23 protein-coding genes are annotated in these 19401 nt (G+C 44.2%); 11 read left to right on the top strand and 12 right to left on the bottom strand.

The features are described 5' to 3' along the window. Positions 1 to 475 precede the first annotated feature (475 nt). From GF309_11505 to GF309_11535, 7 genes are all read right to left on the bottom strand, one after another. Positions 476 to 613: a hypothetical protein gene (locus GF309_11505; protein MBD3159407.1), complete on the bottom strand. Its 138-nt coding sequence runs from the start codon at positions 611 to 613 to the stop codon at positions 476 to 478. Between the two features lie 43 nt (positions 614 to 656). Beyond that, positions 657 to 1163: a hypothetical protein gene (locus tag GF309_11510; protein MBD3159408.1), complete on the bottom strand. Its 507-nt coding sequence runs from the start codon at positions 1161 to 1163 to the stop codon at positions 657 to 659. Between the two features lie 2 nt (positions 1164 to 1165). Beyond that, the gene (locus GF309_11515) at positions 1166 to 1984 is read right to left on the bottom strand and encodes an ABC transporter permease subunit (protein ID MBD3159409.1); all 819 of its coding nucleotides are present in this window, start codon (positions 1982 to 1984) and stop codon (positions 1166 to 1168) included. Further along, positions 1977 to 2549 carry a hypothetical protein gene (locus GF309_11520; GenBank protein ID MBD3159410.1) on the bottom strand — a complete coding sequence of 191 codons (573 nt, stop codon included), beginning with the start codon at positions 2547 to 2549 and terminating at the stop codon, positions 1977 to 1979. The genes GF309_11515 and GF309_11520 overlap by 8 nt, the downstream gene beginning before the upstream one ends. Positions 2550 to 2551: 2 nt before the next feature. After that, complete coding sequence (locus GF309_11525) at positions 2552 to 3466, bottom strand: ABC transporter permease subunit (GenBank protein MBD3159411.1); 915 nt, start codon at positions 3464 to 3466, stop codon at positions 2552 to 2554. After that, complete coding sequence (locus tag GF309_11530) at positions 3351 to 4292, bottom strand: ATP-binding cassette domain-containing protein (protein ID MBD3159412.1); 942 nt, start codon at positions 4290 to 4292, stop codon at positions 3351 to 3353. The genes GF309_11525 and GF309_11530 overlap by 116 nt, the downstream gene beginning before the upstream one ends. 381 nt (positions 4293 to 4673) lie before the next feature. Next, positions 4674 to 5282, bottom strand: coding sequence for a hypothetical protein (locus tag GF309_11535; GenBank protein ID MBD3159413.1), 609 nt, complete (start codon positions 5280 to 5282; stop codon positions 4674 to 4676). Between the two features lie 574 nt (positions 5283 to 5856). Here GF309_11535 and GF309_11540 point away from each other — a divergent pair. Continuing rightward, positions 5857 to 6345 carry a hypothetical protein gene (locus GF309_11540; protein MBD3159414.1) on the top strand — a complete coding sequence of 163 codons (489 nt, stop codon included), beginning with the start codon at positions 5857 to 5859 and terminating at the stop codon, positions 6343 to 6345. A 218-nt stretch (positions 6346 to 6563) separates the two neighbouring features. Here GF309_11540 and GF309_11545 read toward each other — a convergent pair whose 3' ends face one another. Next, entirely contained in the window at positions 6564 to 6920 is a 357-nt protein-coding gene (locus tag GF309_11545; protein MBD3159415.1) for a hypothetical protein, read from the bottom strand. Positions 6921 to 7297: 377 nt separating this feature from the next. Between GF309_11545 and GF309_11550 the strand changes: the two genes are divergently transcribed. From GF309_11550 to GF309_11580, 7 genes are all read left to right on the top strand, one after another. Continuing rightward, a complete protein-coding gene (locus GF309_11550) occupies positions 7298 to 8716 on the top strand; it encodes a hypothetical protein (GenBank protein ID MBD3159416.1) in 1419 nt (472 codons plus the stop codon). Between the two features lie 23 nt (positions 8717 to 8739). After that, complete coding sequence (locus tag GF309_11555) at positions 8740 to 9609, top strand: hypothetical protein (GenBank protein MBD3159417.1); 870 nt, start codon at positions 8740 to 8742, stop codon at positions 9607 to 9609. 220 nt (positions 9610 to 9829) lie between these two features. After that, on the top strand, positions 9830 to 10108 hold the full coding sequence (locus GF309_11560) for a hypothetical protein (GenBank protein ID MBD3159418.1): 279 nt from the start codon (positions 9830 to 9832) through the stop codon (positions 10106 to 10108). Beyond that, positions 10095 to 10535 carry a PIN domain-containing protein gene (locus tag GF309_11565; protein MBD3159419.1) on the top strand — a complete coding sequence of 147 codons (441 nt, stop codon included), beginning with the start codon at positions 10095 to 10097 and terminating at the stop codon, positions 10533 to 10535. The genes GF309_11560 and GF309_11565 overlap by 14 nt, the downstream gene beginning before the upstream one ends. 437 nt (positions 10536 to 10972) lie before the next feature. Next, positions 10973 to 12700 (top strand): hypothetical protein, encoded by a 1728-nt coding sequence (locus tag GF309_11570; protein MBD3159420.1) that lies wholly within the window; start codon positions 10973 to 10975, stop codon positions 12698 to 12700. A 378-nt stretch (positions 12701 to 13078) separates the two neighbouring features. Beyond that, entirely contained in the window at positions 13079 to 13525 is a 447-nt protein-coding gene (locus GF309_11575) for a hypothetical protein (GenBank protein MBD3159421.1), read from the top strand. Positions 13526 to 13868: 343 nt separating this feature from the next. Beyond that, positions 13869 to 14207 (top strand): hypothetical protein, encoded by a 339-nt coding sequence (locus tag GF309_11580; GenBank protein ID MBD3159422.1) that lies wholly within the window; start codon positions 13869 to 13871, stop codon positions 14205 to 14207. 122 nt (positions 14208 to 14329) lie between these two features. Here GF309_11580 and GF309_11585 read toward each other — a convergent pair whose 3' ends face one another. From GF309_11585 to GF309_11595, 3 genes are all read right to left on the bottom strand, one after another. Then, positions 14330 to 15046: a hypothetical protein gene (locus GF309_11585; protein MBD3159423.1), complete on the bottom strand. Its 717-nt coding sequence runs from the start codon at positions 15044 to 15046 to the stop codon at positions 14330 to 14332. Between the two features lie 224 nt (positions 15047 to 15270). Further along, positions 15271 to 15945 (bottom strand): hypothetical protein, encoded by a 675-nt coding sequence (locus tag GF309_11590; protein ID MBD3159424.1) that lies wholly within the window; start codon positions 15943 to 15945, stop codon positions 15271 to 15273. Positions 15946 to 16086: 141 nt separating this feature from the next. Then, the gene (locus tag GF309_11595) at positions 16087 to 16500 is read right to left on the bottom strand and encodes a transcriptional repressor (GenBank protein MBD3159425.1); all 414 of its coding nucleotides are present in this window, start codon (positions 16498 to 16500) and stop codon (positions 16087 to 16089) included. A 66-nt stretch (positions 16501 to 16566) separates the two neighbouring features. Between GF309_11595 and GF309_11600 the strand changes: the two genes are divergently transcribed. Then, positions 16567 to 17124 (top strand): DNA protection protein DPS, encoded by a 558-nt coding sequence (locus GF309_11600; protein ID MBD3159426.1) that lies wholly within the window; start codon positions 16567 to 16569, stop codon positions 17122 to 17124. 402 nt (positions 17125 to 17526) lie between these two features. Next, complete coding sequence (locus GF309_11605; protein MBD3159427.1) at positions 17527 to 18060, top strand: PIN domain-containing protein; 534 nt, start codon at positions 17527 to 17529, stop codon at positions 18058 to 18060. 108 nt (positions 18061 to 18168) lie between these two features. Here GF309_11605 and GF309_11610 read toward each other — a convergent pair whose 3' ends face one another. Further along, entirely contained in the window at positions 18169 to 18765 is a 597-nt protein-coding gene (locus GF309_11610) for a hypothetical protein (GenBank protein MBD3159428.1), read from the bottom strand. A gap of 122 nt (positions 18766 to 18887) precedes the next feature. Here GF309_11610 and GF309_11615 point away from each other — a divergent pair, with 122 nt between their 5' ends. Beyond that, on the top strand, positions 18888 to 19202 hold the full coding sequence (locus tag GF309_11615; protein ID MBD3159429.1) for a hypothetical protein: 315 nt from the start codon (positions 18888 to 18890) through the stop codon (positions 19200 to 19202). Positions 19203 to 19401 lie beyond the last annotated feature (199 nt).

Here is a 19401-nt window from a genome sequence, read left to right on the forward strand (position 1 = left end):
AAAAGTTTGCACGTCGTTTTGTTGATACAGTTGTTAAGCCCAAGAGCGTAGAATCTCGGAAGATTTGGATAGACCGCGTAATCAATGATTTTGATTATGTAATGCATGAAATCATCGGAGTGGAGCGATCGAAGTAGCGCTTCATTATCTAAGGAAAAACTAGGCTATATGATTAACATATTCTTTCCTCTCTAATCCCCAAAGAAATCAGAGTAAGACTAGGCTTTACCATTGCACACAGACCGAAAGTATGACTCGTGCTGCACCTAGAGTTGTCAAGATTTGAGCGTAACCTCAGAAAACAGTACCTCCATCCTCAGCATCTATTTTATTTTAGTAATGCAGTTTCAAACCAAGAAGAGCTGATGTGTCGTATCTTTGTTCATTTCTCATTGATCTGGCTTCAAGATACTTCATGAGTATTGAGAGATGTATGACTATCTCTTGCTTTTTCCATAAGGCCACTTGGTCACCGTCATCCTTCTCGATAATATTGCTCGATTATTTCATAGGTGAGCACTACCTCGCCATCAAATTCTACATAGTTTTCCTGGATGATTCCCTCTTCACAGATTAGCTCTGGTATGTCATCAAAACCGCGCTCGGATAGCAATCTATGAGCTTCGGATACTGCTATGATATCAAGATAGACTGGGTCATCGTTGCAAATCAGGAATCCGAAGATGGCCTTTCACTTTAAGCAATATCATCCCCGCGATTCCTAATGCAGTAACAACTAGCCCAACATGAAAAGCACCGGTGTGAGGGAGCGGCCTACTGATGTGAACATCCCAATAAACAGTCTCGTTATGTGTGGGGGTGAACAGAATGGCATATAATCCGGGGTGAGGAATCTCGATTATACCTGAGTAATTCGAGAGCACTTCAAACGACATAAGTGGGTCAGTCCCTTCTAGAGATCTATTTTCCAATGCGGAGGTCAAATCGTCATAGTCCAATACATAGACTTGAAGTCCGCTGCTATTGTAGGTCGAGATGTTTACATGAATATTCCCAACGGCTCCGAAAACTGTTCCCTCGTAGGTACCATAGTCGACAAAGCTACCTGGACCAAAACTTCCGGATGGGATGAAAGAGACTAGCAAGAAGGTGATCCCAATAATCGTCACCAGTTTGGTTATTCTTCCTATAGCTGACGCCATGCTCAGATTTCCACCTTCTCGAATAGAACGACACTTGCCGCCAAGGCAAGGACGCCAATAAGCATCGCGCCGACTATGCCGACGTACACGTCTGTAATCTGTGGTACTACGAGCCCTCCTGCGACATAGCTGCTCGCTAGGGATATTGGGTTGAGGACAGCCCGTACTGTGCTTGGTGTGGCCTGCGAACCAGCGACCATTTGTGCGGCGTACCAGAGGATAATTCCTATGATTGCAGTGGCCGCACCATTTCTGGTCGCGATTGATATCAGCGTGGTTCCTGACGCAAGGAGTATGATAAACGCCCATAGTGCAGATGTTACAAGCAATATGGAAAAGGCATCTTTGCTGCCAGGAATGAACAGGAATATCATCGAAAGCGAAGCGAACGTTGCAATTGTTCCTAGCACAACAATGACCCCGGAGACCTTGACCATCAATAGGGTGGAACGTTGAATGGGATAGGACAAATATGTTTGCAGCGTCCCATCTTCAAAACGTCCTGCCAGAGTGGATGCTAGGAACAGCGGGATAAGGAAAGCTAGGATCTGGGCGAATCCAAGGGCTGATGATGCATACGCTGATGCCGTAACCGTCCGTCTATATTCGGAAACAGCTTCAATTGCTGCCGTACCATTCCATGTTGGCCCAGTTTCGATATACACCCCAATATGGCTTCCAAATATTCCAATGGTACTGGCAAATGCAATAGCGAGGAAAATCGCAACTATTCCTTCAACAACCGGAAACGAATAGAACTGGTTGAACTCCAGCTCCCAGATTTCTCGCAGGTTTTCAGGTGGTCGCTTCATATTACACATCTCCCCTCACTGTGGGTTCTCCTCTTTTTCCGAGAATGCTAAGTCGTATTTTTCCTGTCGATTCCCCTCTAGGTGTCTCCTCAATCCTATCAGCTCTTCTTGGTATGTAGGAGAGTATCGCACCCCCCGCAACGAACAAAATACCTGGGATTAGAGCGTTCATGTGTGGGTTTGTTCTTTGGATGTCTATACTGACGCTGATTGTGTTGTTATGAGATGGAGTGACAAGGATCGCGTAGACTCCCGGTGATGGAAGCTCAACACGGCCGTTGTAGTGGGTGATGTTTTCCATCATAGCAACAGGATTTGTCTGTTCCAAAGAGCCATTTTCAAGAACGCTCAGGGTATCCTCCGAGTCGAAAATGTAGAGAGAGAAGCTCTTGTTGGTGCGCCCTTCCGCCCGTACATAGATAGCATCAGTCGTTCTGAAAAGGCGTCCTTTGTACATCCCACTATCTATGGAAGTACCGAGCCCGAAACTGCCTGCCCCCAGAAAGGAGACAAGGAGCAAGGTTATGCCAAGAGTTACCATGAGCCAGCCTGCACGGGTTTGCATGGACACCATCGTTACACCTCCATTCTTTCAAAAGCCAGCATGCTCAGAACAAGGATTGCTATGCCGACTAGGAACGGCCCCAACAGTGAGCCAGCAATCTCCCATGTCAGAAGAGTGTTCGCTTCTCCTCTAATCGCTTCTGTAATGATTGCTACTGGGTTTATGATCCTCTTAATCGACTCCGGAACGATATCCATATTGACGATAGCAAGAGCCCCAGTCCATCCTAGCATCCCTGCAGCAGCACTGGGCATGGTCTGTCTTGCAATGAGAGAAATCAGTATACCTACTGAAGTTACGACAAGTACGAACACCGAGAACGCTACACTAAGAGCAAGAAAAGGAAGAAATTGTATTCCGCCAGGGATATAGATGTAAACTGCGGCAAGAGATAGCACCATAGCGGGAATACCGGTTAGAAGCAGTATCATACCAACTTTTGTCAGGAGGATACGAGAGCGGCTTAGTGGATAGCTGAGAAGGGTCTGCAGTATACCGTCTTCGAAGCTTCGTGCCAGGCTGAAAGCAGTTAAGGCGGGAATCAACAGGGCAAAGACTGAGACCAAGCTTGAAAGAGCCATGGCGTACGCAAGTGCCCCTCCTTCCAAGAATGCGTAGTATCGTTCAATCAGTTGAGAGCCATCCCACAGGGGACCTAGACTGAGCTCTAACCCCACAGACGCGTTGCCAACAGATATGCCCCTGCTGGCTGCCATAAACAACGTAATAGCCACGATGCTTTCGAGGATTGGAAAATGATAGGTGTACTTGAATTCAAGTTCGATTATCGGGTGAACTTTCTCGTGTTCCTTACTCACGTTTAGCAAGCTCCTTGAAAGCGACCTCAAGATTGCCAGCTTGTTCAACCGCATAGAGCTTGATATCCAACGAATCTGCAACATTCTCGATATCTGCCTGAATATCATCAATCCCCCTTGACTCTAAAGTAAAGGTGATGGAGCTCCCTCCAGACACTCTGGGTTTTCTTACCCCGGGAATCTGTTTGACAGCCTCGATAAGCCGTACAGCATCTGAGGTTACGATGCGGAACGTATTCGATGTGTACTTCTCGATGACACCTCTGGTGTCACCCTTTTCTATTATCTTCCCCTTGTCTATGAACGCGACCTGATGACAGATCCGCTCAAGGTCGGAGAGGATGTGGGAACATACGAAAAAGGAGATATCACGTTCGTTGTGAAGATTGACAATAAGGTTCATGACATCCTCGCGTCCGGTCACATCCAGATTCGATGTGGGCTCATCAAGAAACACAACTTCGGGAGAACCAATCAGAGCCTGGGCGATCCCCAGTCGCTGATACATACCTGCCGAAAGATTACCGATTTCTCTATTCTTCGCATAGTCAAGACTAACGTTTGTCAGCAGCTCCTCGGCCGATGTGTTGCTTCGGTAAATCTTGGCCACCTTATTGAGATATTCTATAACCTGCATCGACTTGGGATATGCAGGCTTTTCATGAAGGACACCGATTCTCCTCCTAATTTCAAGCGAGCTCTCTGCGATGTCAAGACCGAGTACTTTGGCAGTGCCGCCGTCCGACCTGATGAGACCAAGCAATACCCGAAGCAGTGTGGTCTTTCCGGCCCCATTCGGGCCAATAAGACCGAAAATCCCGGGTTCGACATCTAGATTGATACTATCAAGAGCTCTTACATCAACAAAGCTCTTTACCAAACTCCCAACTGATACTGTTGTTTTTCGCATAACCCAACACCCACATATTTTCATTTTGTGCTTAACTAATAAGCAGTTTGGCTCATCTCTATTGATACAAGCGCATTCATTTTCATTTCAGACAACTCATGACCATCATTATTAATTCTGTAATTACATAGTTCCCTTACCGTCTGCTTTAGTATCTCCACCCGGATAGCACCATGAATATTTTATTATGGATATTTATCCGATTTAGAATTGCGGGATGTTTTCCTAACTTCTCGTTTGGACTACATTTTCTATTTCTTGTGCCTTTCAAATTCGACATACCACTTTTTGAAAAAAGAAAATCGTGGAATTGGAGAAATATGGCATCCTTCAATTCCCCGATAGATAAACTCTATCTGTTTCATCCTCAATGCTTTGCCCATCTATTTGGATTTGGTTCTTCCGTTACCACTGCCAGGTTATCTTGTCAACGTATAATATTGCTTTTTGATCTGGCTTGTCGCCATTCTTGCAGACACGACCATTGAATGATGTATATCCTCTAAACTCCACACAGAATAGGTAATCGTCACTGGGACTATCAATCGAAAAGCTCGAAGGATTCAATTCCGATATTGTCCCAGAAAACGATTTATACTCAAAATTCATCCTGCTAAAGGACCAAACTTTTGCTTTCCAAAGCTCATTCTTGGTATCGGCATCTCGAATCACAAACCACACTTCTACTAGCGCCGTACTTCCAATACCATCTGCCTCTACAAATGCATAGAGTCTGATGTCCGCTGTCATTTTGAAACTATGGCTACCCGATATATCTTCATCGACTGCACCAACCCACGCACCACCGCCGGTTTGGAATCCCAAACCATGAGACCAGACCCCCACCTTCTCGTAGTAGGGCCAATCTTGTGCAGAACTGCCAAATTGCGCCCAATGCCCCCCGTCATCATAGTTACTGCTCATCTGACCGGAACCGGCAAAAACTGGTTGCGGGGTCATTGAAAGGACTACGGCTAGAACTATAATTGTCACTCCAATATTCCTCTTGTTCATATTGTCACTTCGTGGTGAATCAACACGCTTGAAATTATGTTTCCACAATTACTTTGCAAGCTTCTCCAACCCACATCTACCCTTTATTGTAATCTCCATTAAATCTTTGTACGAATAAAGAGAATGCGTTGGTAAGATGCACTATGCTTACGAAGATGATTGATAGAATGCGAAATAGTACTGAATGCAGTTTACCCGTGAAATCAAGTTCTCATTGAATCCTATCTTTCTAGGCTCTAAGTCGCTTTTTTGGTTTCTCAACTCCTGATTAATATTTTTGGCTCAGGTTTTGTCATCAAAATGAGCTCCATTACTTTGATTCTTTGTTCCTCCTTAGTTTGTTGGATACTAATGTCCGAGGCGAGCAGACCGAAAATATAGCTCGTGCAACACCTAGAGTTGTCAAGATTTGAGCGGAACCTCAGAAAAGCAGTACCTCCATCCTCAGCATCTATTTTATTTTAGTAGAGTTGATTTTTGTAAGAAGAGCTGATTTTGCATGTCACGTTGCTTAGAAGCAAACCTCACAAAAGACAGATAACCTGAAACTCCCAATTCTAACCGAGGGGTGCCATTGTCCGAGGAGCGTTCGCCGTGGGATCCGTGTTATTTCTTGGTCATTCCACTGACCATTATGCTGATTATAGGAGTATCCTATGTGATCTATGAATCTACCCGTCCGTACTACTATATCGAGTCGAATCACACCGTTTGGAAAGTTACAGATAGCGAAGCGGACACTGTGCTATGGAATGGGAGTCGGTATTGGACGGGAGAACAACCACGGATTTACAGTACCACATTCCCGGTCGATTCATCAGATCGCATCATCGCCCTGAATGTCACTGTTATCCAAGGCAGCCTTGACATTACTATCTATCCCAGTCTGGGCCATTTTGACAGACGCTCTTTCGACACTGTTGCTGAGTGGCGGAATATCACACACCTAGTATCCTCCGTAGACATTACTGCGAGTTCTCCTGTAATAGCTCTGACTGGTCGTGAGAATTCCACAGAGATTGAAGCCCTCATCATCGGGTACTGTGTGGTAGAGGAAACCTGACTGATAAACCGGAAGTATGACTCGTGCTGCACATGGAAACCTCCCTTGCATCGCCCGATTCTCCTGAGCCTGCTTGTGGGTAATGTCCTTATCAAGATAACCTGTTTCTTACAGTTTTAGGAACTGCGTGAAACTTCTGTGTTCCACCGTTCCCCTGCCAGCGTCACCGCCCCCAAGATACTTCTCAGCTCCTGAGTTAGCAAGGGCTTTGTCCGCGTTCACTGGAATGGGATTCCTCCCGCGGTCCAGGCTTCCGTCTCCTGTCGTTGTCCCGGGTCATCATTCCCGGCGACAGCGAGGTTTTCCACAGTTTTTGCCACGGCGTGGTCATGATCACCCATCCCAGCTTTATCACCGCCGCCGAGATGGCCCATTACAGACGAGGTGAACAGCCGCGGACTCTCCAGAGCTCGATGAAGCTCCTGTATGGAGAGTGGGGACTTCTGTTTAGAAGAACGAGTCTTCCTTGCAGCTTTCGGCCGCTTGCGTCGTGTTACAACACTAGCCCACTTGCCTAGTCCTACTGAAACGAATTCTCGTACCGGGCCTAATAAAGTCCTACCGCCTTCGGTCACAGTAGCACTTACGGGAAATCTTACAGATATCTTACAATCTTCGACTCGGATTTCTTAGGATTTTTGTAAAAATTGCCTATTCTTGATTTTCACTTCAGAAACTTTCATAGCTGTGCTTTGTGGAACGGTAAAACCATGTTCGGTACATGGCTATTGTCTTCACTACCAATTCGCCTTTTCAGGTACTTTCCTGTCGCATTGTCCATTATGAATTGTTGTCCGAATGTTTAGATTAGACTTTGAAGTATTTGATGTCTCTCCAAGTTGTTTCTTCCCTAGACTCAGAGATGGCTTAGATTGGGGCTCTTGGTGGCTTCTAGCGCGACCTTGGAGGCTTTATATTATCCAAATCTAACATCCTACACAGTTTGGTAAAGATGAGTTTCGTATTGAGCAAAAATGATATTATTTCAGTTGTAATGGCCATAATCATCTTCTTTCCCCTGTTAATGGTCGGAGATACTGATTATGGTTTGGAGCCTATTCCCCCTCTAGAAACAAGGGGAAATCAGCAACAGCAGTTGAGCGGCTCTTTGAACACTAGCATGCCGTATGTAATCAACCGTACAGGTGATCGATGCTCGGTTTTGACGAATGTTGAGGATATTTCCTATTTGGAGCAATCTGTTCCGCCACGACTCGAGTTCAAAGAGATTCATTACTCTTATAGTGAATTAACCGCACAAGTGCAAAGAGGTCATGAGGAGCTAGAATCCACCCAGACTACAACATCATATCGTAGTGTCGATATAGTAGTGACCATACCCTCCGTCTGGAGCAGAACCGAGACGATTGACATTCAATATGATATATACTTGGTTGGTTACTATTCTGCGTATTTCACTTTGGCTTTTACAAGCTACGATGAGCCAAACACGCAGGATCAAGAAATTTGTGATAGCAAATCGGTGCATCTAACAGACTACCACAATGCAGAAACTCTTACCGTTACAATTCCCAAAACATCTATCGGCCTCAAGGAAGCAGAAGCAGAAGTATATGGCAATGCCTACTATGATGACGGGGGGATAACCCCGTATTCATCTGATGTTGGGATTGAAATCGCGGGGTCAAGTGATTACATCTCCTATACTGACAACACTGGTTATACTAATATGCAGAGATACGGTGTGGGTGATTGGTATAACCTGCTACCTCCGTTGGATGACATGACCACAGCATCAAGCAATCCTGATTATTATTGGGAAGGCATGTCCGATGACGGCTTCAATATCCATTATTTCAGAAGATTGTACCATCCCGAATACTACGGTGTTTACTATCAAGCTGCAATAATCATCGATGGCTTCGATTACTTTTTCCCTCCTGATGTGGGTCGGTTCCTAAATGAAGAGGTCAATAGTTTGATGACATATGTTCTTGATTCATCGACCAAACACACAAGGAATGCGGACATATATTCCAGAGACCGTGGTTGGGAAGGTGTATGTGATGAATTCGCAATTGTGTTTGTATCGTTTTGCCGTTCTGTTGGCATTCCTGCAAGGTATATCGCCGCTACTGGAGTCAATGCTACTGGACACTCCAAAGGACATGCTTGGGCTGAGTTCTGGGATGGTTATGACTGGATTCATGCAGATCCTACTTGGGATGTGACCGACAATCCTCAGTGCTATGAGAATGGCGGTCTTTATTGGAATACTATCAGAATCTATACAGAGGGTGATGATGCAAAGAGCACATTCTATGATTTCGATCAATTATCACATGATGGACGATTAGTCACCTTGGATTTCTACCATGACGTACTTTATGATGGTAGTAATGTCTATTGAATCAATCAAAAGTGGTGAGGTGGATGAAGGCCAATCGATTATCAATGTTATTGTTTGTCTTATTCCTAGTTTACTCATTGGTGCCCGTAACTGTACTGGCTAACCAACTACCAAGTTCCAATACTGCTAGTCTAGTAGTTGCTGGCAAGACCATCACCTTCAATGGTTGGGACCTGAACAGTCGGGGACCTGGATCAACCATTATACAAGCTGATAACTGGGATAGTTATGAGACCATTGCAGACAATTTCAACAATTCTTTGCTCTTTGGTGGACAAACTCCTTGGAATAACTACGCAGCTTTCTCCGGTCTCAATAGCACTCACTTCTCTCAGATCCTGTTCAATTGTACTGAAGAATTTGGTACCATCGTGAATCTTGATGTCAACTCAAGTTCATACCTGCGAGAATCACTGAAGACTGCGATTTCCTCTCTCTTTACCCTCAATGAATCATCAGAGTTCTGTTTCAGACCCTTCAGCGAGGATAACCTTCTGATACCGTTTTTGTGGGATCGCAGCTATACGGGAGGCTCTTTGGTGATGGGTGATATTGGTTTTTCACACTTCAAACATGAAAATGCGAGTGTTTTGGTAAATGAATCCCACTGGGAATTCGCCTTGAAGATCAACACCACTGTAGCATGTTATCCATCCCCATCCGATCCTATTTACTCCTTCACAGAGCTTTCTTGTATCGTGTGTGTCTCACTCGATGGCACAATCATCGCAATTGAACATCTTGTACCGCCATGCGGGGTTGATCCCACTACGACGACAACCACAGAAACAACCACCCCTGTGGGCATACATCCGCTGCATGCTCTTGGAATTGGTGCCGCGGTAGGTGCCGTGGTGGTCATTGTCATTTTCTATGTCAAGAAGCAGAAGTAAAATAGTCGCGAGGTGTTCAGCTCACCGCTACTACTGTCTGAGGCGAGCAGACCGAAAATATAGCTCGTGCGGTACCTAGAGTTGTCAAGATTTGAGCCAAACCTCAGTGAAACGGTACCTCCATCCTCAGCATTTCAATTAGTTTTGCAGTTTTGTCTGTATTAATCAATTTCTACAGGCTTATATGCGCTTTTGGTAACTCAGTTACCGGGTGTGTTCAGTGTCGACAGTGAAGTTTGACCTGCAAGATGATTTGGAGGAGCTACAGGCTCGCCTTTATCTCGACACCGGGAAGCGGCTCACCAAGAAAGAAATCTTGGAACTGGTTTTCAGAATCGGCACGGAAAACTACGATCGTATCGTTAGTGAAATACAAGCGGGGGAGGTTCCCCTGACCGATGAGACCATCCAAGAGATTCTCTCCTTGGCTGAGGACTTGGGACCCGGTAGTGAGGATCTTTCATCGCGAGTTGATGAAATAGTATATGGTGGCAGCTGAAATGGCTGTTCTTCTGGATAGCAACGTAATCATTGCTATGCTCAACTCGCGCGACAAGAACCATAGCAGAGCTGGCGAGCTTCTCACGAAGCTGAAGCAGCCGGAGTATGGCATGCGCATAACAATTGACTACGTTCTCGATGAAGTGCTAACCACTTTGTGGAACCATACTCACCGAAGATCCATTGTAGAAAAGGCATACAACCTCATCTGCAGCAGGCCTGATTTCATCAAATTTTCCCAAGTCGGGTTTGATGTCCTCGATATAGCTTGGGAAACATGGATGAAGTTCGCAAGTTGGCCTGAGAAACCATTTAGCTTTACAGACTGCTGTATCATCGCATTCATGGACAAGAACGATATCGAGCATTTGGCAACTTACGATTCTGATTTTGATGGACTTGTGTCAATAATATCCAATAGATAGACCATCCCCGGCGAGCAGACCGAAAATATAACTCGTGCGCACCTAGAGTTGTCAAGATTTGAGCGAAACCTCAGAAAAGCAGTACCTCCATCCTCAGCATGCATATTTGTAATGTGAACTGTATAGCATCATTTGCAAGCCTAGAATTTCCGTTACCCTTCTACTATAATCTTGATTTTTCAAACCCTATGGCTTACCAAATCGCACAAAAATAATACCAATTTCTAACCGTCTCTTCAAACATCCATATGACCCATTCTTTTGCATTGATTAGGGCAGTTTCTTTACCTAAATCCTTATTCAATGTCTGCTGCTGTAAAGTGGCCGGCTCTTTTTTTAGAAGACTCAGCTGTTGCTTACTCTCTCTTTCACGAAAGAAGCTATGGTTTTATGGATTTTCAGCTATTAATTTAATAATCGTGGATGGAGATACATATATGACAAGGGCAAAGATTCTTGCTTTACTACTCATGTTTCAGATTGTGGTTCTCCTGATTCCGACGGAACAAATAGGGATATATAATCCTACAATCACAGAAAAAAGACCACATGAAATGGTGAACCAAGAATCATTCGCACATGCTGATGAGCATTCCGCACTGCAAGATTCATCTAATGCAATGAAAATATCTGCAGAACGGGCGGGTAAACGGGTAGAAGATTTCAACCAGATACATTGGAAGTCTATCGACTGCAGAAGGCCATCAGGTCATGCTCCTTGGGAAATAGGTTCTTCTCATAATGAATTTCACTCCCCTATAGGATTGAATTCTCAAGATAATCAGACAGATTCTGAGGAACCAATTACAGTTGTTGGTGAATATGTTACTATGACCAATGCAGAGGACTCAATTCTGGCAGCATATGAGCACGATGACAATCATGGACAGGAGCACGATGGCATATTTTGTGATGACACAGGTTTCTACCCTTATACCATAACCAATAGCTACGCTACACCTGAGATGTCGCCTGCAAAAGACGCTCATTGGTTTATTAAGAAGAGTTACTCTGTGCTTGCATTTGAATTGGTCAATCCATCTTGGGCTGACATACATCTTTACCTTGATGTTGAACGGGACCAAGATATTTATTCTCGCTACCTAACGTTCTACTTGGATGGCAGTCTAACACATCAATATGTGATTGGTTCAGGTGGATTTCACGGTGCCGTGGTTTTTTCTTATGCAAGTCCAGGTCATCACAAGGTAGAAATAGCCGTTAACTATTGTGGATGGAAAGACCATCAATGGAAACTCACCTATGTCCAACCCTTCAATCCAGTCCTGTTTGCAAATCCTGTTCCAATTTACGATTTTTGGGAATACTTCCCACATGGATCGTATCCTACTCTAGAATGGAAAGTCCGAGCAGGCTTTGACACATACATCCATTTTGATACTGACGTTATGTCAGGTTCCAGTTATGATATCAAACTGTACATCAATAACCAATACAGGGCTACTATTGATGCAGGAGGAGCTCATGCACTGATTTTGGGAGCGTATACAGATGACCAACCCATGAATGTAAAGATGAAGATAATGTCATCGTCTAATACATACTATGGAACGAAAATCGATTACATGACTGTAAGTCATCGTGTAGTGACGCTAGAGATTGATTACATGGTAGATCAGAACCAGAATTCCCTTGTTCCAATTGATGACATCTTCAGTATGGCAAGCTATGTACGTTCGTACTACATTATGCATGGATATGCAAGATGTGATTACTTGGTTGATGACCAGATTCCGTGGGATGAAGGGACGACATGGCCTTCCGAATTCCAACAAACCTTTGAAACCTACTGTGATTATAAGACCGGTGATTACGAATGGGTATTTGTGGCAAACCGGGGCACCGGTGACTACAGTAACTCGTGGGGGTTTTGGGATCCTAACAAGCCCAACCCCCCTCATGAACCCAACTATGGAATAGCAATCTTTGCAGTTCATTGTACTTCATTGGACAGTCTCAAACTCGTTTTGATGCACGAGTTCGGTCACAGTGCAGGAATAATATACTGGCCAAACGGCGAAGAAATCTACTGTGGCAACTATTACTGTTGCATGGCCAGGATATTCTTGAATATAGGACCAAATCCATGGTATTGCATATTCCACTGGTCTCTTCGAGACTATCCATTTACACCTCAAGACTAGTATCGGACTAGTACCAACTAAGGAACCTGTGCGAAGCAAAGTATGCCCTTAGATATAGTCAAACGGATATAGCACGGCCTCTTGACTTCGCAATTTCCTAGTAACTGCACCTCGCATTCGTTCTTCCAATCTATGCGCACCTCCATCAATGACTTTCTCATTCCATTTCCGGATTGGACAAAAAGACGGATAGACTAGAAAAGGAGTTATTATGAATCGTGTTACATCTCTTGGAAAACTGCTCAGTACCATTTTCATTTAGAATACATTAAGTTATAAGACGTTCATTTTGTTCATGGTTTTTTGAGTTCAATCGTCAGATAGATTTATCTCAAGACAATGCTTTCACAAAGCATGAAGATGCAGGAAGGGGCGCAAGTGCCGGTAACTGAAAAGAATGAGGGAGCCAATGTCCAAGACAGCTCTCACAGATTTTTACGCCCGCTAATTTTACCGGTACTAATACAGGTCATTCGTGGCGTGTTGTGCATCGCGTTTGACTACTGGCTAGGTATACGGGGCCTACCAAATAGACCTCCAGGAGGACCAGTTGTTGCGGTCTACATTCCCCCCATTTTCTTCTTACTTGGAGGTCTCGATGTCCTCTTAGCGATATTGCTGCTACGCTTCAAGGAGCACAGAGCGATCTTCTATTCTTTGGTTCTATGGAACATCCTACTGGCCTTTGCACCTGTCTGGTTTCCCATTGGCGCCCTTTTTGTATACGACTGGTTCCTCTCGGCCCTAAGTCTTAGTATCTGTGTCTTGTCCCTTCTTCACCTCGTTCTACTATTCCGGGAACAACTCAGGATAGAGAACCTGTGATACATAGCCCGGAGAACTTGGCAGTCCTAGGACCAAGCAAGTTGAGGAGTACAACGAGACGATAGAGCGTTTCAAGGCCATCACTGAGCTGATTTGGAGGAAACGATGATATTACTGCACGATTTCGTCCAAGAGAAGAAATCCGTGTTACTTGAGGCTCGAATCAAGTTGGGAGCTGCTTCTCAGGAACCTCAGTGAAACAGTACCTCCATCCTCAGCATCTGTTTTATTTTAGTAATGCAGTTTCAAAACAAGAAGAGGTAATATTCTATCCTGCAATTACCTGCAAGGGTCATCTTTGATTTTTCTTTGATACCCGTGTCTAAGCCTGAATCCTGAAATCTTGACCTTCTTCGAGACCCTGATATCTGCATTCATAAGATACAGACCCATTGATGCTTATTTTGTATGTTCACTGAACCATGCATACAGAAGCAAAGCAATGCCGATAATAATCAGCATAATTGCAGTAAGTCCAATAGAGAACCATGGAGCTAGTGTGAGGAAGATAATTGCAGTAATAACTCCCCCGATTAATATTACAGCTCCCGTGGTTTTCATATGTTGCGGAAATCGGATTACAATTCCAATCGCAATAATAGCCACAATTAAAGCAAATAGAGGTGGGCTGATTAACACGATTGGATATTCCGAACCCACAGGAGTGGTAGGCTCTTGTTGAAGCATATTGTCATTTCCTCTTAATTTGGCTATATTTGTAATATATAAATGCACTCGCCAAGACAATACAACTACTGGTGTTGTACTATCTCAGCGAGTTAATCTACGCTTCCACCTCCCCCTCTATTCTGGATTTCCATTTAGCAACCATTTTGGAAGATCCATGGGGTTTGGTATGGTTGGTAGAACTGGCGGGAGAATAGACCCAGGTGAATCAACATATACCCAGCCAATTGCTTCTTTTGAATGATAGAGCCAGACAAGCCCATAGTTTTGATACCATGCGACCTCTGACCAAGCCCAGGCTTGCATCTTGAAACCTTGGGGTACGCGTACGCCTACTGCGAAATCTGCGTAGTCTGTGAAAATCTGGCTCCAACCGATTGGACCTGTGGCGCCATCAAGTGTCCACTTAAAGTATCGATAGTTGTCATCAGTACTTTCTTCGTACGCTATGCTCATTTTTGGAAGGGTTAACGAAAAAGTGATGCCCTCGTATTCAAACGAAAAAGAACTTTGGGTATATTTGAATCCTGCCTTTGGCCTATGATTCGACGGTACTTCTTCTGCATCTAACGGGACAGATACATAAACCACTGCTTTCAGTGGGAAAACCCAGAAATCGTTTTTATACTTAGTATCCTCAATTGTTACTTTCATTGAATAGTAATCCCATTCATCGTCTTGCTCACCGGTATCCTGCTTCAAGACAACAGAAACTTTCAGTTGACTACCTTCATCGTAATTGCTATCGATAATCTCATCATCTGCTCTCGCTAAAGGCATCATAAGGACGAAAAGCAAGCAAACGAAAATACATATTCTCTTTACTTTTTTCACACCTATTCCTCTCCTATATACATCCGATAGTGATTTGATGATTTTCCCTTATCATAATTGACCTTTTTTTCTTCTTATAGAGTAAGTCTTTGGAAAAATATGCTTGAATGCTTCAGCTAGTTGATATTGTACAAATCTATCTTAACTGACAGGTTAGAATGCCATTCTGAGTAATTCGTTGAGCTTGACGAATCTCTGTTATCATTTTAGATATTTGTCTTCTGCTATTGCTTGTCGTCGGGCTCATCATCCCAGATTTTTGTTATCTTCCATGGCCCCGAGTACTTCATCAGGAGAAGACCCACTACTAGCTGAATAGGTGCTGGCCCCACCCATACCAAGTGCCCTGTTGTCATAATATACCTCATCACATATCCAAAGGTCACTAATGTCATGAATGTGGGTACGAGCAATGTCAGAGGGCCCAATATGAGTGCAGAATGCTTTGAAGCCTCATCCTTGCAGAATCTAACGATTTGGATGGCGAAAAATACATTGAACATCCAGAGGGGTGAAGAAGTCAGAATCTCATTGAGACTGCGAAGACGGAACTCGCTACTGTAGACCCCGAATATACGCGTTTCGTCGCTTGAGGTTCCTGGACCTAGAGCCCACATCATTGCATACACGGATACCCTAATTTCAGGTCCTCTTGATGATAGTTGATATGCGTAGCAGTACGATCCAAGAGGGGCTAGGAGCGTAACCAAGAACATTATTGCAGCAATTTGCCACGGGGTTAGCGATTTCCCCCACTGTTTCAAATCCCCCCTTTCAACTGGCCTTGGATTGCCAGCTACATGTCTTTGCTTAAGAACATAATGACAAACCTTGCTGAATGTCTTCTCCTTTGGAGTTGTTTCATAAGTGTCACTCTTTATCCTCGCACATTGGTTCAAAATGAAAGGATGAAATCGTATGACATCATTGTTTCATCACCGCTACTACTATCCCCGGCGAGCAGACCGAACGTATGACTCGTGCTGCACCTAGAGTTACCTCGAGTTGATGAAAACACAGCCAATGACAAATAACGCCGGTTATTTCTCAACCATGACAAGGAGGTCTTTTGCATTGACACCAGTTTTTTTCTGGATTTTCTCTATTAACTCTTCAAGAATCTGTTTTACTTCTTCGTCTTCAATATCCACTATCCTCCCATTTGTGTCTACAAAATTCACATGAAGCGCCGGATTAACTTCGTAGTGAGTTTCCCCTCTGAAAGAAAAACCACGCACAATTTCGAGTTCTTCAAATTTTCCTAGATTTTTGAGAATTGTGGACTGGCTTACATGAGGATGATCTTTCCAAACTGCATCACAGATTTCTGAGAATGAAGGATGGTGTTCTCCTAGATTCTCTATGACTCTCAGCAATGCAAGGCGTTGTGGGGTTAGTCGGAGTCCATGTTCTCTAAGGCGATCAATCATACTTTCCAGGAATTCTTTGGCCATGATACTCGATTCCGATGCAATTATTTAATAGAAGTAAGTTCTATATAAAAGTAAGGTGAAATAATAATGGCAAGAGTTGCAAGAGAGATGGTTGAGAAGGCTGGAGTCGACGTTGACGAGCTTCTTGATCTTCTTGTAAAGAATGCTTCTGCTGAACTGACGACATACTATTATTATACCATTCTTCGAGCCAATCTAATTGGTCTTGAGGGTGAGGGTGTCAAGGAGATTGCAGAGGCAGCTCGTATTGAAGACAGAAATCATTTCGAGGCATTGGTTCCGCGCATCTACGAGCTTGGTGGCGAACTACCGGAGGACATGGTAGACTTCCATAACATCTCAGCATGTCCCCCTGCAAAGCTTCCCGAAGATCCTACAGACGTTCACGAAATTCTGAAAGTCTTAGTGGGTGCCGAACGATGTGCAGTAAGAGGGTACACTGAAATCTGTAATATGACGGCAGGAAAAGATCACAGAACCTACGAATTATCCCTTGCTATCCTCAACGAAGAAGTGGAACACGAATCTTGGTTCTCAGAGTTTCTTGGGGAAGGACCATCAGGGCACTTCATGCGTCGAGGAGAAACTTCTCCCTTCGTACGGAAGTTTCTACCCGAATACTAACACCTAGTGTTTGACGCATTCAATGAAGAGAGTTGAATTACTCTCTTCCATATTTTTCTTGGGTTTTGTCTGGCCTTTGTATATCACAGCTATTGGTTTCTAGCCTAGTCCTGACTGGAGTTTCTTCATTGTACATGTCCAGGATTGTTTTGTTGATGCGAATCTTCCGTCAGCGGGTTGTCTCCTACTTAATTCTAATATCCTAGACCCGACAATAATTTCTGTGTACAACACAGTCATTATGTTTATTACTGTAAGCACAGAGGAATCCCTAGAACATGACAACTATATCAATCAAGGAAAGAACTCGGCGGGAGCTGTTGAGAATCGCTGGTGAGATTCAACAGAAAACCAAAGAGCGGGTTGACTTCGACACCGTCATTCAGACATTAGTCGAAGTGTATGATAGGCAGAGAGTCGACGTTGAAGCTTGGAATGAATTTGTCACCCCACTGGAGGGGGTGGATTTCAAATCTGCCTATGACGACCTCATCTCTGAGAGGCGCAGTGATAATGAGTGAGGTCCAAAAGGTTCTGGTTCTTGATGCCGGTGTTTTGCTTGCGCTGGCTCTCGGTGAACCATCTACAGAGCATCTTACGAAACGGATGCCTTCAGAAGAGAATCGTTATGCCTGTACTGAGCTTGGCTTAACTGAATTGACCTATATCCTCTGCAGGAAACTAGACTGGAAGTCTGCTTGGCATGAGACCGAGAACCTGATCCGCTCATCGGTCGTTCGAATTATTCCAACCGGGTTTGTCTGGAGAGAAGCTGCAAAAATCAAATGCCAGGTTCCTATTGCTTTGCCTGATTGTTTCACAATTGGTGCTTCTCGTGTGTTGGATGGACTACCCGTCTTTGCTCGAAAAGAAGCTGAAATTGTGAACGCCATCGAGACTGGCCTGCTTACTGACGATATGCAATTTCTTGAATAGTCTACTAGTTTGCCTATCAGAATACACCTTTCCCTTCACTTCCTTCCGTTCGAGGTGAGCAGACCGAAAAATACTGTACTTGAACTACGGAATGTATCGTAACGGGCATCAATGCGCATCAGTACTCTGTAGGCAATCATACCCTGTCCTATTCCCTTCTTCATACTCTCGTATCTCATTGTCGATGATCCTCTCAATCGTCCAAGCGACACAGGCAGGGTTGAAGTCACAATAGCGCATAGTGTTCACTTCAGTGAGAAGATTCTTTGTATACTGTGGAATGTTTGCTAAAACAGAGAAATCGTCACTGAAACAGAATCTACAAAGCTGGGCGGCTTGTTCCGCGCCGCATCGCTCCTCGATATAGGCTACCTCACTTATCACGGCATGTGTCTTGCCGCCGCCCGGGAATATGCAGACAAAGAAACGTATATTGAATCTGCTGGCTATGTGCCAGAACTTGTCACGAAGAGGATTGACGCTATCTGGCTCCGGTTCATATGAGATATCTCTCATCACAACGGCTCTATACCCTCGTTTGTTCAGATGGCTCATGACCAATTTACGAAAGTCCTGTGTTATGCTTGGGTATCCCGGACCAAGCAGGAAGACTCCGAATTCTCCTTTAGCCTGATGTATATGTTCGTCCCACTCATCAGCTATTTTCTTCATCGCTTCAGTTATCCGTACATACTCTCCTGCCATCAGTTTTCCCCTTGGGTTTCCACCATGTATTTCGAAAAGGAAAATATTAAGTGCCTAAATAACATATATGTAACTATAAGTAACGTTATCGTTGCTTACGTCGAATGAATAGGGTCTACAAAATGAAAACAATGGAAATCTTCAAGGCAGTGCTTAGCAAGAAATACGCGATTGAGGTGCTCAAAGCGCTTGCTGGTGATGACAGGTCATTCACGGGGATAAAAGAGCATACCTCTGCTGAACATAACACCCAAATCGATAGAGTGTTGAAATTCCTAGTCCGCCTTGCTCTTGTCAGCCATATCGTTCAGCAGATGGGACCAAAAGAAGTCTCATTCTACAGAATAACTCAGAGAGGGGAAGATATCTTGAAGCTGTATCGAATGATGAAAGAAAGCGCAGAAGATGAACTAGCTATTGCTTCTTCTGCAGCGTAGCAATTATCTATACCCGAGGCGATCAGACCGAACGCATGACTCGTGCCGCACCTAGAGTTGCCAAGATTTGGGCAGAACCTTAGTGAAACAGTACCTCCATCCTCAGCATTTCTTGGTTTGTTTTTCAATTAAATCTCAAAGAAGAGCTGATGTGCTGTATCAGTATCAATTGATCTTGACACTGTTTTTATGAACGAAC

This window comes from Candidatus Lokiarchaeota archaeon (assembly GCA_014730275.1).
Classification (GTDB): domain Archaea; phylum Asgardarchaeota; class Thorarchaeia; order Thorarchaeales; family Thorarchaeaceae; genus WJIL01.

Bases quoted from the DNA above. Each gene is read 5' to 3' on its own strand.
- GF309_11610 (MBD3159428.1), bottom strand. From the start codon at position 18,765: ATGGCAGGAGAGTATGTACGGATAACTGAAGCGATGAAGAAAATAGCT.
- GF309_11555 (MBD3159417.1), top strand. From the start codon at position 8,740: ATGAAGGCCAATCGATTATCAATGTTATTGTTTGTCTTATTCCTAGTT.
- GF309_11595 (MBD3159425.1), bottom strand. From the start codon at position 16,500: ATGGCCAAAGAATTCCTGGAAAGTATGATTGATCGCCTTAGAGAACAT.
- GF309_11515 (MBD3159409.1), bottom strand. From the start codon at position 1,984: ATGTGTAATATGAAGCGACCACCTGAAAACCTGCGAGAAATCTGGGAG.
- GF309_11605 (MBD3159427.1), top strand. From the start codon at position 17,527: ATGATAGGCAGAGAGTCGACGTTGAAGCTTGGAATGAATTTGTCACCC.
- GF309_11615 (MBD3159429.1), top strand. From the start codon at position 18,888: ATGAAAACAATGGAAATCTTCAAGGCAGTGCTTAGCAAGAAATACGCG.
- GF309_11550 (MBD3159416.1), top strand. From the start codon at position 7,298: ATGAGTTTCGTATTGAGCAAAAATGATATTATTTCAGTTGTAATGGCC.
- GF309_11520 (MBD3159410.1), bottom strand. From the start codon at position 2,549: ATGGTGTCCATGCAAACCCGTGCAGGCTGGCTCATGGTAACTCTTGGC.
- GF309_11565 (MBD3159419.1), top strand. From the start codon at position 10,095: ATGGTGGCAGCTGAAATGGCTGTTCTTCTGGATAGCAACGTAATCATT.
- GF309_11600 (MBD3159426.1), top strand. From the start codon at position 16,567: ATGGCAAGAGTTGCAAGAGAGATGGTTGAGAAGGCTGGAGTCGACGTT.
- GF309_11570 (MBD3159420.1), top strand. From the start codon at position 10,973: ATGACAAGGGCAAAGATTCTTGCTTTACTACTCATGTTTCAGATTGTG.
- GF309_11510 (MBD3159408.1), bottom strand. From the start codon at position 1,163: ATGGCGTCAGCTATAGGAAGAATAACCAAACTGGTGACGATTATTGGG.
- GF309_11535 (MBD3159413.1), bottom strand. From the start codon at position 5,282: ATGAACAAGAGGAATATTGGAGTGACAATTATAGTTCTAGCCGTAGTC.
- GF309_11530 (MBD3159412.1), bottom strand. From the start codon at position 4,292: ATGAAAATATGTGGGTGTTGGGTTATGCGAAAAACAACAGTATCAGTT.
- GF309_11525 (MBD3159411.1), bottom strand. From the start codon at position 3,466: ATGATATTCAGGCAGATATCGAGAATGTTGCAGATTCGTTGGATATCA.